The following is a 14,336-nucleotide window of genomic DNA, read 5'->3' as shown; positions in this document are numbered from 1 at the left end:
GTAATGAATGCCGAGTGTTTGCTCGGCATTTTTTATCTATTTTAGATCAATAAGGAGAAAAAGATGACAACCTTGATCGTGAGCGGACACGGATATTTCGCCACAGGGCTACAAAGTGCGTTGGAACAAATTATTGGGCAATATCCAAAGGTGGCTTTTTTTGATTTTGATGACAAACAAATCACGCCAGAGCAATTACGCCAAAATATCGAACAATATCTCAATGCGGAACAGGAAAGTGCGGTGCTTTTTTGTTGCGATATTTTAGGCGGTACGCCATTTCGCCAATGTGCGATGATTGCACAACAGTTTGAGCGCGCAGAGGTGATTGTTGGCACGAATTTACAAATGCTGATTGAAGTCATTATGGCGAAAGATGAGCTTGAGTTTGTCGAGTTGGTCACACAAGCTCTAACCAGTGCAAATCAAGGCATCACCACATTTTCAGCACAACAAAAAACAAAAAGAACAGCGCGTGCAGAAGATGATGGTATTTGAGACTATTTCTCGTACCAAATTTTATTCACAAATAACGTCACTAAGCCAGATGGTGTATGGACTTTCACTTCATCATCTACTTCTTTACCAATTAAGGCGCGCGCCACAGGGCTGTCAATGGAGATCCAATTTTTAGCGGGATCAAACTCATCACAGCCCACGATACGGTATTGATTTTCCTCGCCATTTTCATTTTCAAGGCTTACCCAAGCACCAAAAAAGATCTTCCCTTCCTGTCTAGGGTGATAATCCACAATCTGCAACACTTCTAAACGTTTTGTCAAAAAGCGGACACGGCGATCAATTTCACGCAAACGGCGTTTACCATAAATATATTCCGCATTTTCACTACGATCCCCTAATGCTGCTGCATCAGATACCGCTTGCGTAACCTTAGGACGCTCTTCCTTCCACAAAAATTTCAATTCTTGATCCAACGCATTCCAACCGCTACGCGTAATATAATTTGATTTTGACATTGTGTTTTCTGTAACTTTATTTTGGAAAAAACTAGTATAGCTGAAGATAGAAATATGAAAAGAATTTAAGAAGTGTTTGAGCAAAGCCCGCAAAACCAGTATCCTATGGCAATTTTTACTAATCAAAATAAGAGCCAATGCTAAATCAACAAATTTCCCAAATTATTGCCGCAGAGCTTGCGGTGCGTCCGCAGCAGATTTTAGCTGCGATTCAATTATTGGACGAAGGCAACACCATTCCTTTTATTGCGCGTTATCGTAAAGAAGTAACGGGCGGCTTAGATGACACCCAATTACGCCATTTTGAAACCCGCTTAATTTATTTGCGCGAGTTAGAAGATCGCCGTCAAACCATTTTGAAATCCATTGAAGAACAGGGCAAATTGACGGAGGAATTACGCGACCAAATCCAACAAACCCAAAGCAAAACTGAGCTGGAAGATTTGTATTTGCCGTACAAACCGAAACGCCGTACCAAAGGGCAAATCGCCATTGAAGCAGGGCTTGAGCCGTTGGCAGAAAGCCTTTGGAATGAGCCAAGCCAAGATCCTGAAAGCGCAGCAAACTCTTATATTGATGCAGAAAAAGGTTTTGCTGATAGCAAAGCGGTGCTAGACGGCGCGCGTTATATTTTAATGGAACGCTTCGCGGAAGATGCACAATTATTGGCGAAAGTGCGTCAGTATCTACAACAAAGTGCGGTGTTAATTTCTAAAGTTTTAGACGGTAAAGAGCAGGAAGGGGAAAAATTCCAAGATTATTTTGATCACCAAGAGCTTTGGCATAATGTGCCTTCGCACCGTGCTTTAGCAATGTTCCGTGGACGTAATGAGGGCATTTTGCAGTTGAGCTTAAATGCTGATCCTGAACAGGAAGAAGGGGCGCGTCAGAGTTATTGTGAAGAAATTATTCGCCAACATTTGGGCGTGCATTTCAACCAGCAGCCCGCGGACAAATGGCGTGAGCAGGTGATCAGCTGGACGTGGCGGATTAAGGTTTCATTACATTTAGAAACAGAATTAATGAGCCAGCTGCGTGAAAAAGCGGAAGAAGAAGCCATCAATGTTTTTGCGCGAAATCTTACCGCACTTTTAATGGCCGCCCCAGCTGGTGCAAAAACCACAATGGGGTTAGACCCTGGTTTGCGTACAGGCGTGAAAGTTGCCGTTGTGGATAATACAGGAAAATTATTGGCTACGGATACGATTTATCCACATACAGGACAAGCAGCTGCAGCAATGGCGAGCCTTTATCAATTAATCGAACGCCATAATGTGGAACTGATCGCTATTGGAAATGGCACCGCATCAAGAGAAACAGAACGCTTTGCCAAAGACGTATTAAAGCAAATTTCAGGGCAAAAACCACAAACGGTGGTAGTGAGCGAAGCGGGCGCTTCGGTGTATTCTGCTTCCGAATTAGCGGCACAAGAATTTCCACAGCTTGATGTGTCGTTGCGTGGGGCGGTGTCGATCGCACGCCGTTTGCAAGATCCGCTCGCGGAATTAGTAAAAATTGAGCCAAAAGCCATTGGCGTGGGGCAGTATCAGCACGATGTGAACCAAACTCAATTAGCGCGCAAATTAGATGCGGTGGTGGAAGATTGTGTGAATGCGGTGGGCGTGGATCTTAATACAGCTTCTGTACCGCTACTTGCTCGCGTGGCAGGAATGACCAAAACGCTCGCGCAAAATATCGTGCAATTCCGCGATGAAAATGGCCGTTTTAAAAACCGTGAAGAGCTGAAAAAAGTGTCCCGCTTAGGGCCGAAAGCCTTTGAGCAATGTGCGGGCTTTATGCGCATTTCTGCGGGGCAAAATCCCCTTGATGCGTCAGGCGTTCACCCTGAAACCTATGCTGTGGTGGAAAAAATCTTGCAAGCCACGCAGCAATCTATCCAAGATTTAATGGGCAACGCCAGCGCCATTCGTCAGCTCGATGCAAAACAATTTATTGATGAACAATTTGGTTTACCAACGGTGCAGGATATTTTCAAAGAGCTAGAAAAACCGGGGCGCGATCCGCGTGGGGAATTTAAAACTGCCACCTTTATGGACGGCGTGGAAGAAATCAGTGATTTGAAAGCAGGAATGATCCTTGAAGGCACGGTAACCAACGTAACCAACTTTGGTGCGTTTGTGGACATTGGTGTTCATCAGGACGGGCTGGTGCATATTTCTTCCCTTTCCAATAAATTTGTGGAAGATCCGCACGATGTGGTGAAAACAGGGGATATTGTGAAAGTCAAAGTGTTGGAAGTGGACGTGGCGCGTAAGCGTATCGCGCTGACAATGCGTTTAGACGAACAGCCTGTGGATAAATCACAAAATGGCGAAAAAAATCACCGCACTTTGACGGCGAAAAATCAGCGTAACGCACAAGCGCAGCGTAAGCCACAAAATAACAGCGCAATGGGCAATGCCTTTGCCGATGCGTTGAAAAATTGGAAAAAATAAAGGAAAAATTGAATGACAAAAAATACCTTTATTATTGGCTTTATGCTGTTTGCTATTTTTTTTGGGGCGGGGAATTTGATTTTTCCGCCTAAATTAGGCTTTGAAACAGGCACAGAATTTTTGCCGTCTATCTCAGGCTTTGTGCTAACTGGCGTGGGCTTGCCACTGCTTGGCATTATTGTTGGCGCGTTTTACCGCGGTGGTTATATGGCTGCGTTACGCCAAATTCACCCGTGGTTTTCTGTACTATTTTTGGTGTCGATTTCCCTTGCGGTCGGGCCTTTTTTTGCTGGCCCAAGAACAGGTGCGATGTCTTATGAAATGGTGATGATCCCCTTTTTACATCAAGCCGATGCCTTGTCGCAACTGGCGTTTACTGCGGTATATTTTGCCATCACCCTATGGTTAAGTTTAAATCCGTCAAAAATGGTGGAGCGGATTGGCTCGATCCTCACCCCTGTGTTGTTGATCGCCATTATCGCCCTTGTGCTGAAAGCGGTATTTATGCTAATGGGAAAAACACCCCTACCAATGCCAGCAGATAGCCATCAGTATTTTTTCAATGGGGCGATTAACGGCTATTTGACAATGGACGCATTGGCCTCCATCGCCTTTTCCACAATGGTGCTAGGGGCGATTAAATCCAGCGCAGTAAAAGCGGTTTCATTACAAAAACAAACCATTTTTGCCGCAATGATCGCAGGGGTTGCCTTGGCATTTATTTATATTTCCCTTGGTTGGGTGGGCAATCATTTGATCATTTCCCCTGATGTGCTGGCGCAGTTACATCAAAATAAACAGGATCTTGGCACTTATATTTTAAACCACGTTACCGCAATGGCCTTTGGTGAGCTAGGGCGATTGGTGCTGAATATCATTGTGTCGCTGGCTTGTTTAACTACGGCGGTGGGGCTGTGTGCCTCGATCAGTAGCTATTTTGCACAACAATTCCCACGTTTTTCTTACCGCACTTACGCACTCCTATTTTGTTTGATTAGCTTTGCGATCGCCAATTTAGGGCTAAAAGAAGTGATCGGGCTTTCTTTGCCTGTGCTGATGATTTTATATCCCATTACCATTACGGTCATTTTGCTGTTATTGATTAATTTATTTTTGCCAATGCCGATTTTGGCTCACCGCTTAGCCATTGGTTTGGTTACCTTTGTGTCGGTTTTATCTGTGCTAGGTTCAGGCAAAATGGATTTTCTCGAACAGCTTCCGCTTAAGCCTTATTCTATTGAATGGTTGCCTTTCGCCTTGGTGGGCTTGGTGGCAGGCTATTTACTGCACTGGCGTAGGCGACAAGGGATTTTATCGATTACTCAAGAAAGCAAAGTAAAATAATTTATCCCAAAGAAAAGGATTGAGCCTGATGTTCAATCCTTTTTGTTTTAAAGTGCGGTATTTTTTTCAGTATTTTTAACTATAAAAAAGCGGGTGAATTTTCACCCGCACTTTTTGTCTAGCTCTCTTTCACCGCTTCGCCTTCAAGCGGTAAGTCCGCTTGTTCCCAGCCCATAAAACCGCCTTGCATACTATACACATTATCGTAGCCTTGCTCGATAAGAAATGCACCCACATTACGGCTACTGATACCGTGATAACAACTGACGATAATGGGATCATCATAATCCACTTTTTGCTGAAATTCGCCATAGCTTTGATTGGTTAAGTGAAACGCGCCCTTTGGGTGGCTATGGGTAAAACGGGGGAAATCGCGAATGTCCACCAGCGTGGCATTTTCTTCGTTCATCATTTGCCAAGCCTGCTGTGGCGTGATTTCTTTAAGTGCGGTCATTTTTTTCCTTATTTTTATTTATGCGTGAAATAATGCGCTATCTTATTGACATAGATCAATTTGTTCAAGACCTTTGCGATTTTTTCAAGTAAAATAACCGCACTTTTGATTTAGCTGATTTAGGACTATGCCTCAACTTTCGGAAAAACTCACTGCTTACGCACAATTAATGCGTTTTGACAAACCCATTGGCACATTATTGTTATTGTGGCCAACGCTTTGGGCATTGTTTTTGGCAGAGAAAAATTTTCCGCCTATTTCGGTGCTAATAGTATTTGTACTCGGCGTAATCATTATGCGTGCAGCAGGTTGCGTGATTAATGATTATGCGGATCGCCACATTGACGGCAAAGTAAAACGCACTTCACATCGTCCTTTAGCAACGGGGAAAGTCAGCGAAAAAGAAGCCAAATTACTTTTTGCAGGGCTGATATTCTGCGCCTTTATTTTGGTGCTATTTCTGAATTATTACGCCATTGGCTTGTCTTTTATTGCGGTGATGTTAGCCTTTATTTATCCCTTTATGAAACGCTATACCCACCTTCCACAATTTTTCTTAGGCACGGCTTTTGGTTGGTCTATCCCAATGGCTTATGGTGCATTAATTGAGCAACTGCCTTTACAATGTTGGTTGCTTTTTTTGGCAAATTTAGCTTGGACAGTGGCTTATGATACCCAATATGCAATGGTGGATCGTGATGATGATTTACGCATTGGGGTAAAATCCACCGCCATTTTATTTGCCCAATATGACAATAAAATCATCGCCTTATTGCAATTTATTGCCTTAGGATTGCTCGTTCTCATCGGTTATCAATCCCATTTGCATTATAGTTATTTTATTTTACTTGCGCTTACGGCATTGCTTTTCGTTTATCAATGTAAACTCACTCGTCATCGCCGCCGTGAGGACTGTTTCAACGCCTTTTTAAATAATAATTATGTGGGAATGGGCGTGTTTATCGCTTTTCTTGCTGGCATCTTTTTTGTCTAATTTGGAGTGAAATCAAGCCATTGAAGGCGATTTTTTCCGCTGTTTCTACTCTAAATGAACAGTACAATTTGGTTATCAAAAAATAATCTGCTTATTTCTACTTGAAATTGTCTTTTTTATCCCCATATCTCTGATAAATTTTTATCCAAAATAAAAGGAACTTCTATGACAACGATCGTAAGTGTACGCCGTAATGGCAAGGTGGTTGTGGGCGGAGACGGTCAGGTTTCCCTTGGCAACACAGTAATGAAAGGTAATGCGCGCAAGGTGCGCCGTTTATATAACAATAAAGTGTTGGCAGGTTTTGCTGGCGGCACCGCAGATGCGTTCACTCTGTTTGAATTATTTGAACGTAAGCTGGAAATGCACCAAGGGCATTTGCTTAAAAGTGCGGTGGAATTAGCTAAAGATTGGCGTACCGACCGCGCATTGCGTAAACTTGAAGCGATGTTGATTGTGGCAGACGAGAAAGAAAGCCTGATCATTACCGGAATTGGTGATGTGGTACAGCCTGAAGAAGATCAAATTTTGGCCATTGGTTCGGGCGGCAACTATGCAATGTCTGCGGCACGCGCGTTAGTGCAAAATACCGATCTTTCAGCCCGTGAAATCGTAGAAAAATCACTCAAAATTGCAGGGGATATTTGCGTTTATACCAACACAAATTTCACCATTGAAGAATTGCCATAACGCGTAGATTTAAAATGGCGTGGATTTATTTAGTTTGTGCAGGCTTGCTTGAAATTGGCTGGCCAATTGGCTTGAAAATTGCCACCCAGCCTAACAAAGCCCTGTTGGGATCACTGCTTGCGATTATTTTTATGATCGGCAGTGGCACATTGCTTTACCTTGCACAGCGAACCATACCAATGGGAACCGCCTATGCCGTATGGACAGGAATTGGTGCTGCTGGAGCTTTTATTGTTGGCGTGCTGTTTTATGATGATGCACTCACATTTTGGCGAGCATTAGGGGCAATGATGATTGTAGGTGGTGTTATCGTGTTAAAATTAACATCACATTAATCCCATTTATTTTGTATAAATGGTTTAGAAAAAAGGATTACATTATGTCTGAAATGACACCTCGTGAAATTGTTTCTGAATTAGATCAACATATTATCGGTCAGGCCGATGCTAAAAGAGCAGTGGCTATCGCCCTGCGTAACCGCTGGCGTAGAATGCAATTACAAGAACCATTACGCCACGAAGTTACCCCTAAAAATATCTTAATGATCGGGCCGACTGGGGTGGGTAAAACTGAAATTGCACGCCGTTTAGCGAAATTAGCCAATGCGCCTTTCATCAAAGTGGAAGCCACCAAATTTACTGAAGTGGGCTATGTAGGGAAAGAAGTGGATTCTATTATCCGCGATCTCACCGACAGTGCGATGAAACTCGTGCGTCAAACAGAAATCGAAAAAAATCGTTTCCGTGCAGAAGAAGCAGCAGAAGATCGCATTTTAGATGCCTTATTACCCCCAGCGAAAAACCAATGGGGTGAAGTGGAAAATCACGACACCAATAGCAGCACACGCCAAGTATTCCGCAAAAAATTGCGTGAAGGACAGCTTGATGAGCGCGAAATTGATATTGATGTTGCTGCACCATCAATGGGCGTGGAAATTATGGCACCACCGGGAATGGAAGAAATGACGAGCCAGTTGCAGTCAATGTTCCAAAATCTTTCGAGCGGCAAAACCAAAACCCGCAAAATGAAAATTAAGGACGCGTTCAAAGCCCTTGTTGATGATGAAGCGGCGAAATTAATTAATCCTGAAGAACTCAAACAAAAAGCCATTGAAGCGGTAGAGCAAAACGGCATTGTGTTTATTGATGAGATCGACAAAATCTGTAAAAAAGGCGAATACAGTGGCGCTGATGTTTCGCGTGAGGGCGTACAACGTGATTTACTGCCATTAGTCGAAGGTTCAACGGTTAGCACAAAACACGGAATGGTGAAAACCGATCATATTTTATTTATCGCCTCTGGCGCATTCCAAGTGGCTCGCCCTTCCGATCTAATCCCTGAATTGCAAGGTCGTTTACCAATTCGTGTGGAACTTTCTGCCCTAAGTGCGGAAGATTTTGAGCGAATTTTGACTGAGCCTAATGCGTCTTTAACCGAGCAGTATAAAGCTTTAATGGCAACAGAGGGCGTGAATATTACTTTCACTCAAGATGCGATCAAGAAAATCGCTGAAGCCGCTTTCCGTGTCAATGAGAAAACTGAAAACATCGGCGCGCGCCGCTTGCATACGGTAATGGAACGTTTAATGGATAAAATTTCCTTCAACGCTAGCGATATGAACGGCGAACAAGTTACCATTGACAGCGCTTACGTTGCAGATGCTCTAGGCGAAGTGGTAGAAAACGAAGATTTAAGTCGTTTTATTCTGTAATATATTGATGTTATAAATAAAAAGAGCGGTGGAAAATTTCAAGATTTTTCACCGCTCTTTTATTTGCAGCATAATTAAATTGAATTAGCGATAGTCAGAAATTCTTCTTCGGTTAAAATTTTCACGCCTAATTCAAGGGCTTTGTTGAGTTTCGAGCCTGCGTTATCGCCCGCGATTAAATAATCGGTTTTGGCGGAAACGCTGCCAGTAACTTTACTGCCGAGCTGTTGCAATAAGGCTTTGGCATCGTTGCGTGCCATTTGGGTGAGTGTACCAGTGAGTACCACCGTTTTGCCTTTTAGCGGATTTTCACCCACTTCTTGCACTTGCACATCGTCCCAATGTACGCCTTGGTTGATCAGATCGTTTACCACGTCCACATTATGTGGTTCACGCCAAAATACGAAAATGCGATTTGCCACCACTTCGCCCACATCAGGCACTTCTTGTAGTTGCTCAATAGCCGCATTTTTCACTGCATCTAAATTTTTAAAATGATTGGCTAAATTGAGCGCCGTGGCTTCGCCCACATCGCGAATACCAAGCGCAAAGATAAAACGTGCAAGGGTGGTTTTTTTCGCTTTTTCTAAGCTATTTAATGCATTTTCAGCGGATTTCGGCCCCATTCGCTCTAATCTCATTAGAGTGACTTCGTCTAATTTAAACAGATCCGCAGGGGTGTGAATGAGTTCACGATCCACCAGTTGCTCAATAAGTTTTGCGCCCACGCCGTCAATATCCATCGCTTTACGCGAAACAAAATGTTTGAGCGCTTCTTTGCGCTGTGCTTCGCAGAACAAGCCACCGGTACAACGCGCAACGGCCTCGCCCTCAATACGCACAATCACCGAGCCACACACAGGACAATAAGTAGGGAAAATAATCGGTTTTGCATTGGCAGGGCGGCGATCTGCCACTACGCCAATAATTTGTGGGATAACGTCCCCTGCGCGGCGGATAATCACGGTGTCGCCAATGGCAATATTCAAACGTTCGATCTCATCGCCATTATGCAAGGTGGCGTTGCTTACGGTTACGCCTGCCACAAACACAGGTTCAAGTTTTGCCACGGGCGTAATTGCGCCTGTTCTTCCCACCTGAAATTCCACATCGTTTAGCACGGTGAGTTCTTCTTGCGCAGGGAATTTATAGGCGATGGCCCAACGTGGTGCTTTGGAAATAAAACCAAGTTGTTCTTGCAAGGCAATGTCGTTAATTTTCAGCACTGTGCCGTCAATGTCATAGCCTAAATGCGGACGTTTTTCTGCCATAGTGCGGTAGAATTTCAGCACATTTTCCACGCCATTACATAGCTCAATTTCTTTATTAACAGGAATACCGATGGATTTCAGCCATTGCAAGCGAGCAAAATGGGTATCGGGTAACTGCACGCCTTCTGCCACACCAATGCCATAAGCATTGAGCATTAATGGGCGTTGGCGGGTGATTTTGGGATCAAGCTGACGCAACGATCCTGCCGCTGCATTGCGTGGATTAGCAAAGGTTTTCTCCCCTTTGGCGAGCGCCATTTCATTGAGCTTTTCAAAGCCAGCTTGTGGCATAAATACTTCACCGCGCACTTCTAAACGTGCTGGCGGATTGTCGGTTAAAAGCTGTAACGGAATATTGCGAATGGTGCGAATATTGGCAGTGATGTCCTCGCCTGTTGTGCCATCACCACGAGTAGCCGCTTGGGTTAGCACACCATTTTCATACAAAATACTGACCGCTAAACCGTCTAATTTCGGTTCACAACAGAAAGTTAATGGCTCAGGTAGCACGCCTAAGCGATCTTGGATACGTTTCACGAAAGCATTAAATTCTTCATCAGAAAAAGCGTTATCCAAGGAAAGCATTGGAATTTCGTGGGTTACTTGCGCAAAGCCTGCAAGAGGTTTTGCCCCCACACGTTGGGTGGGCGAGTGGCTGTCGGCAAATTCAGGGTGAGCCTGCTCCAAGGCTTTTAACTGGTGGAATAAACGGTCATATTCTGCATCGGGAATTTTTGGCTCGTCCAAAACGTGATACTGATATTCGTGGTAGCGCAAGGTTTGGCGTAATTGTTCAATTTGCTGGGCAAGGGGTTGTTCTGTCATCATTAATTCCTTCTAAAAAATCACCGCACTTTTGTTTTACTGAATATTAGATATTGAGCAAATAATTAAGGCGGACACAGTGGCCCGCCAGTTGCGATAAAAGAAAGTGCGGTGCTTTTTTCTGTCTTTTTAAGCACTCACTTTAGCCAAATAGGCTTTTTCCGCATTGTCATCAAAAATTTCTTGCTGATCCGTTAGCACAAAGCCACCCAGTTCTTCGGCAAGGGTTTTGGCGGCACGGATCATCATTCGTAAATTAACAAGATCGTTACCGTGGGACGGCAGCTGCATAAATAATGCGATGCCCACGGTGTAGAAATCGGCCATATTGTTTGGATCAAAGGTGCCGGGCTGTTGAATATTCGCCGCACTGAATAACACAGGGCTTGCCACGCTGAGATCCAAGTGGCGGTGGTAAATTTGTTGATGACCAAAAATAAAACCAAGATCATCAAGCACTCTGGCTAAATCAGCGCCGTTAAAATCACGATTTTCTGGTGATACCACATAAAGCATCAAGAAGTCTTGGGCTTGGCTCGTTTGCTGTTCTTCTGCCTGTTGAGCTGGTGTGCTTTCTGCCACTTCTTCAAATTCTACGGTTGGGCGTTCACGTTCAATTTGAATCTGCGTTTCTGGCGCACTGGCTAACACTTCAGATAATTTGTGTTCTGCGTGAATTCCTTCATCTGCGTTAATTGTCGCTTCAATTTCAGAGATAGTTGCCGTTGCCAAATTTTGCGGGGTTTGATAGCTCACAACGGGTTCAACATTGGCTTGAATAGGTTCTGGCTCATTTGGCAAACTAATTTTAATTTGATTAACCGCCTGCTCCACATTTTGGGGGGCTTCTCTTTGAGGCGTAGAAGGTGTAGAAAATGTATGTTGTTCTGCGCCAAAATCTAAATGCTGTTGAGCTGGCTGAAGGCTTTCTGGCACAGCTTGTGCGGCATTTTCATTTTGAACCTGCTGATCAAGATTTTCTTGTGGTTGGCGAACGCGATAATCTTTGCTAAATGTTTTGCCATTTTCAAAAATTTGTGATTTTTCACGGCGGTTCGACCATATTCCGTGAACCACTAAAGCGATCAAGGCGATGATGCCTAAAATAATCAAAATAGTATTCAAATCCATTACTTGTCTTCTCCCAACTTTAAACCAAAGGGCGGCACAAATTGGTTGATAGCTTACCATATTTTGCAAATTCGGTGATATGCAAAAATTGATTTTTTTCACCGCACTTTGTATGCTAAACCGCATTTTTATTTGATTAGATAGATTTTTTAGGAAAAGTAATGTTGCAAGCAAAGGAACTTAAACAAGGTTTTCACTATTTTGTGATGGGCTGGCATTTGATTACACAAAAAGGCTTAAGACGTTTTGTGATTATGCCAATTTTGCTCAATATTTTATTGCTTTCGGGGCTGTTTTGGCTGTTTATGAGTAACATTGGTGGGCTAATTGATAGCCTGATCAGCTATGTTCCCGATTGGTTGGCGTGGTTAAGTGGCATTTTGCTTGCGTTATCCATTTTTATGCTTTTAACCCTATTTTATTTTGCCTTTACCACCCTTTCAGGCTTTATTGCCGCCCCTTTCAACGGCTTGCTCGCAGAAAAAGTGGAGCAAATGCTCACGGGCGAAAATCTCATTGAAATGAGTACAATGGATTTCATCAAAGATATTCCACGAATGTTAGGGCGTGAATGGCAAAAATTATGGTATAGCTTACCAAAACTTATCGCCTTGTTTTTACTAAGTTTTATTCCTGTATTAGGGCAGTCTATCGTGCCTGTGCTGACCTTTTTATTTACTGCGTGGATGATGGCGATCCAATATTGCGATTACCCTTTTGATAACCACAAAATTCCTTTCCATATTATGCGTAATGAATTGGGCGAAACACGCACGCTAAGTTTAACCTTTGGCGGCTTAATTACTTTTTGTACCTTTGTGCCAATCATCAATTTGGTGATTATTCCTGTGGCAGTATGCGGTGCAACGGCAATGTGGGTGGAAAAATATCGCGATAACGCCTTATTTGAATTTAAACCGCATCATAAATCGACACAAAATAGTCGCACGAAAATTGTCAATAATCAGCGAGATGCGTTAAAAAATCAGTCAGATCGCTTTATTAACTAGTTGAAATTAAAGCCTAAATAGCCGTTAGTTATAAAATATAGCAAACGGCTATTTTTTATTGCCGAAAAACTATGCTAAAAATGACCGCACTTTTAATTCAAATTAAACAGGTGAACACAATGACAATTTATAGCGATAATTCTTATTCCATCGGACGCACCCCTTTAGTCCGCCTTAAACATTTTGGCAACAATGGCAATCTTGTGGTGAAAATCGAAGGGCGTAACCCAAGTTTTAGCGTGAAATGCCGCATTGGGGCGAATATGATCTGGCAAGCGGAAAAAGACGGTATTCTCACCAAAGACAAAGAAATTGTTGATGCCACCAGCGGTAACACAGGGATCGCCTTAGCCTATGTGGCAGCCGCGCGCGGTTATAAATTAACGCTCACAATGCCAGAAACAATGAGTTCTGAGCGCAAACGCTTATTAAGAGGCTTGGGCGTTAATCTTGTGCTAACCGAAGGGGCGAAAGGAATGAAAGGTGCCATTGCAAAAGCGGAAGAAATTGTGGCAAGCGATCCAAACCGTTATGTAATGCTGAAACAATTTGAAAATCCCGCCAACCCAGAGATTCACCGCCAAACCACGGGCTTGGAAATTTGGAATGATACGGACGGCAAAATTGACGTGTTGGTCGCTGGAGTGGGAACAGGCGGCACAATCACGGGAATTTCGCGAGCCATCAAACTTGATCAAGGCAAACAAATTCTTTCTGTTGCCGTTGAGCCTGAAGAAAGCCCCGTGATCACACAAACCTTAAATGGCGAAGAAGTGAAACCAGGTCCGCATAAAATTCAAGGCATCGGCGCAGGATTTATCCCGAAAAATCTCGATCTTTCCTTAATCGATCGCGTAGAACGTGTGGATAGCGAAACCGCCATTGCCACCGCGCGCCATTTAATGGCGGAAGAAGGGATTCTAGCTGGCATTTCATCAGGTGCAGCAGTAGCTGCGGCCGATCGCCTTGCCAAATTGCCTGAATTTGCTGATAAACTGATTGTCGCCATTCTCCCTTCCGCCGCAGAGCGTTATTTAAGCACCGCATTGTTTGAAGGGGTTGAAGGTTAATCATTATTGACTACAAATAGCTTTAAGGGATTTATTTTAAGGAATAAATCCTTTTTTACTATGAAAGAATAATTAAAATAGCAAATTTCTGGAAAAGAAAAGGAAACCTTAAAGTATAGAATGGCGGTGAGAGGGTTCGCCATTCAGTAATTTAAGGCATTGTATTATAAGGCTTTTTTATTTCGATTGTTGAAAAAAGGGATCATTTAGGATCACTGTTATTTTTTGCTAGCTTTTGCCAAGGCTAATTATCATTCATCAAACATCATCAGCATAATGAAAAATTTTAATATTCTTGGTTACTAGCCAATAAGCAAAAAATTTTTCTAGCAGCGTGAAAAAAAATTTTTTTGTCTGAGTGTAGAAAACAATTGGGAAAGTGGGAAATTGGGAAAAATCGCCT

Annotated in this window: 13 protein-coding genes; 9 read left to right on the top strand and 4 right to left on the bottom strand. The window is 43.2% G+C overall.

Annotated elements, in window-relative coordinates; all coding sequences use genetic code 11:
* The first annotated feature begins 63 nt into the window (after positions 1–63).
* Positions 64–498, top strand: a complete 435-nt coding sequence (gene agaF, locus ACLS0A_RS02110; RefSeq protein WP_416082219.1) for a PTS galactosamine/N-acetylgalactosamine transporter subunit IIA — start codon at positions 64–66, stop codon at positions 496–498.
* A gap of 2 nt (positions 499–500) precedes the next feature.
* Here agaF and greB read toward each other — a convergent pair whose 3' ends face one another.
* Positions 501–977: a transcription elongation factor GreB gene (greB, locus tag ACLS0A_RS02105; RefSeq protein WP_103854785.1), complete on the bottom strand. Its 477-nt coding sequence runs from the start codon at positions 975–977 to the stop codon at positions 501–503.
* A gap of 137 nt (positions 978–1,114) precedes the next feature.
* Here greB and ACLS0A_RS02100 point away from each other — a divergent pair, with 137 nt between their 5' ends.
* Positions 1,115–3,433 carry a Tex family protein gene (locus tag ACLS0A_RS02100; RefSeq protein WP_416082218.1) on the top strand — a complete coding sequence of 773 codons (2,319 nt, stop codon included), beginning with the start codon at positions 1,115–1,117 and terminating at the stop codon, positions 3,431–3,433.
* A gap of 12 nt (positions 3,434–3,445) precedes the next feature.
* Positions 3,446–4,777, top strand: a complete 1,332-nt coding sequence (gene brnQ / locus ACLS0A_RS02095) for a branched-chain amino acid transport system II carrier protein (RefSeq protein ID WP_416082217.1) — start codon at positions 3,446–3,448, stop codon at positions 4,775–4,777.
* Positions 4,778–4,895: 118 nt separating this feature from the next.
* Here brnQ and glpE read toward each other — a convergent pair whose 3' ends face one another.
* Positions 4,896–5,231 carry a thiosulfate sulfurtransferase GlpE gene (gene glpE / locus ACLS0A_RS02090; protein ID WP_416081175.1) on the bottom strand — a complete coding sequence of 112 codons (336 nt, stop codon included), beginning with the start codon at positions 5,229–5,231 and terminating at the stop codon, positions 4,896–4,898.
* Between the two features lie 127 nt (positions 5,232–5,358).
* On the opposite strand from glpE, the gene ubiA reads away from it, so the two are divergent.
* The 4 genes from ubiA to hslU all read left to right on the top strand — a co-directional run bounded on the left by ubiA (position 5,359) and on the right by hslU (position 8,626).
* The gene (ubiA, locus tag ACLS0A_RS02085) at positions 5,359–6,225 is read left to right on the top strand and encodes a 4-hydroxybenzoate octaprenyltransferase (protein ID WP_416082216.1); all 867 of its coding nucleotides are present in this window, start codon (positions 5,359–5,361) and stop codon (positions 6,223–6,225) included.
* Positions 6,226–6,390: 165 nt separating this feature from the next.
* Positions 6,391–6,915, top strand: a complete 525-nt coding sequence (hslV, locus tag ACLS0A_RS02080; protein WP_017805350.1) for an ATP-dependent protease subunit HslV — start codon at positions 6,391–6,393, stop codon at positions 6,913–6,915.
* Between the two features lie 14 nt (positions 6,916–6,929).
* Entirely contained in the window at positions 6,930–7,250 is a 321-nt protein-coding gene (locus ACLS0A_RS02075; protein WP_115250108.1) for a DMT family transporter, read from the top strand.
* Between the two features lie 44 nt (positions 7,251–7,294).
* Positions 7,295–8,626, top strand: coding sequence for an HslU--HslV peptidase ATPase subunit (gene hslU / locus ACLS0A_RS02070; protein ID WP_416082215.1), 1,332 nt, complete (start codon positions 7,295–7,297; stop codon positions 8,624–8,626).
* Positions 8,627–8,700: 74 nt separating this feature from the next.
* Here hslU and ligA read toward each other — a convergent pair whose 3' ends face one another.
* Together ligA and zipA are read right to left on the bottom strand one after the other, a co-directional pair.
* Complete coding sequence (ligA, locus tag ACLS0A_RS02065; RefSeq protein ID WP_416082282.1) at positions 8,701–10,722, bottom strand: NAD-dependent DNA ligase LigA; 2,022 nt, start codon at positions 10,720–10,722, stop codon at positions 8,701–8,703.
* A gap of 129 nt (positions 10,723–10,851) precedes the next feature.
* Positions 10,852–11,853 (bottom strand): cell division protein ZipA, encoded by a 1,002-nt coding sequence (zipA, locus tag ACLS0A_RS02060; RefSeq protein WP_416082214.1) that lies wholly within the window; start codon positions 11,851–11,853, stop codon positions 10,852–10,854.
* 161 nt (positions 11,854–12,014) lie between these two features.
* On the opposite strand from zipA, the gene cysZ reads away from it, so the two are divergent.
* Entirely contained in the window at positions 12,015–12,863 is an 849-nt protein-coding gene (cysZ, locus tag ACLS0A_RS02055; protein ID WP_416082213.1) for a sulfate transporter CysZ, read from the top strand.
* A 119-nt stretch (positions 12,864–12,982) separates the two neighbouring features.
* Positions 12,983–13,933, top strand: a complete 951-nt coding sequence (gene cysK / locus ACLS0A_RS02050; protein WP_416082212.1) for a cysteine synthase A — start codon at positions 12,983–12,985, stop codon at positions 13,931–13,933.
* The last annotated feature ends 403 nt before the right edge of the window (positions 13,934–14,336 follow it).

It is taken from the genome of Avibacterium volantium (assembly GCF_049366555.1).
Classification (GTDB): Bacteria; Pseudomonadota; Gammaproteobacteria; order Enterobacterales; family Pasteurellaceae; genus Avibacterium; species Avibacterium volantium_A.
The sequence above is the reverse complement of the archived record's forward strand: the minus strand, read 5'-3'. Positions and strand labels throughout refer to the sequence as shown.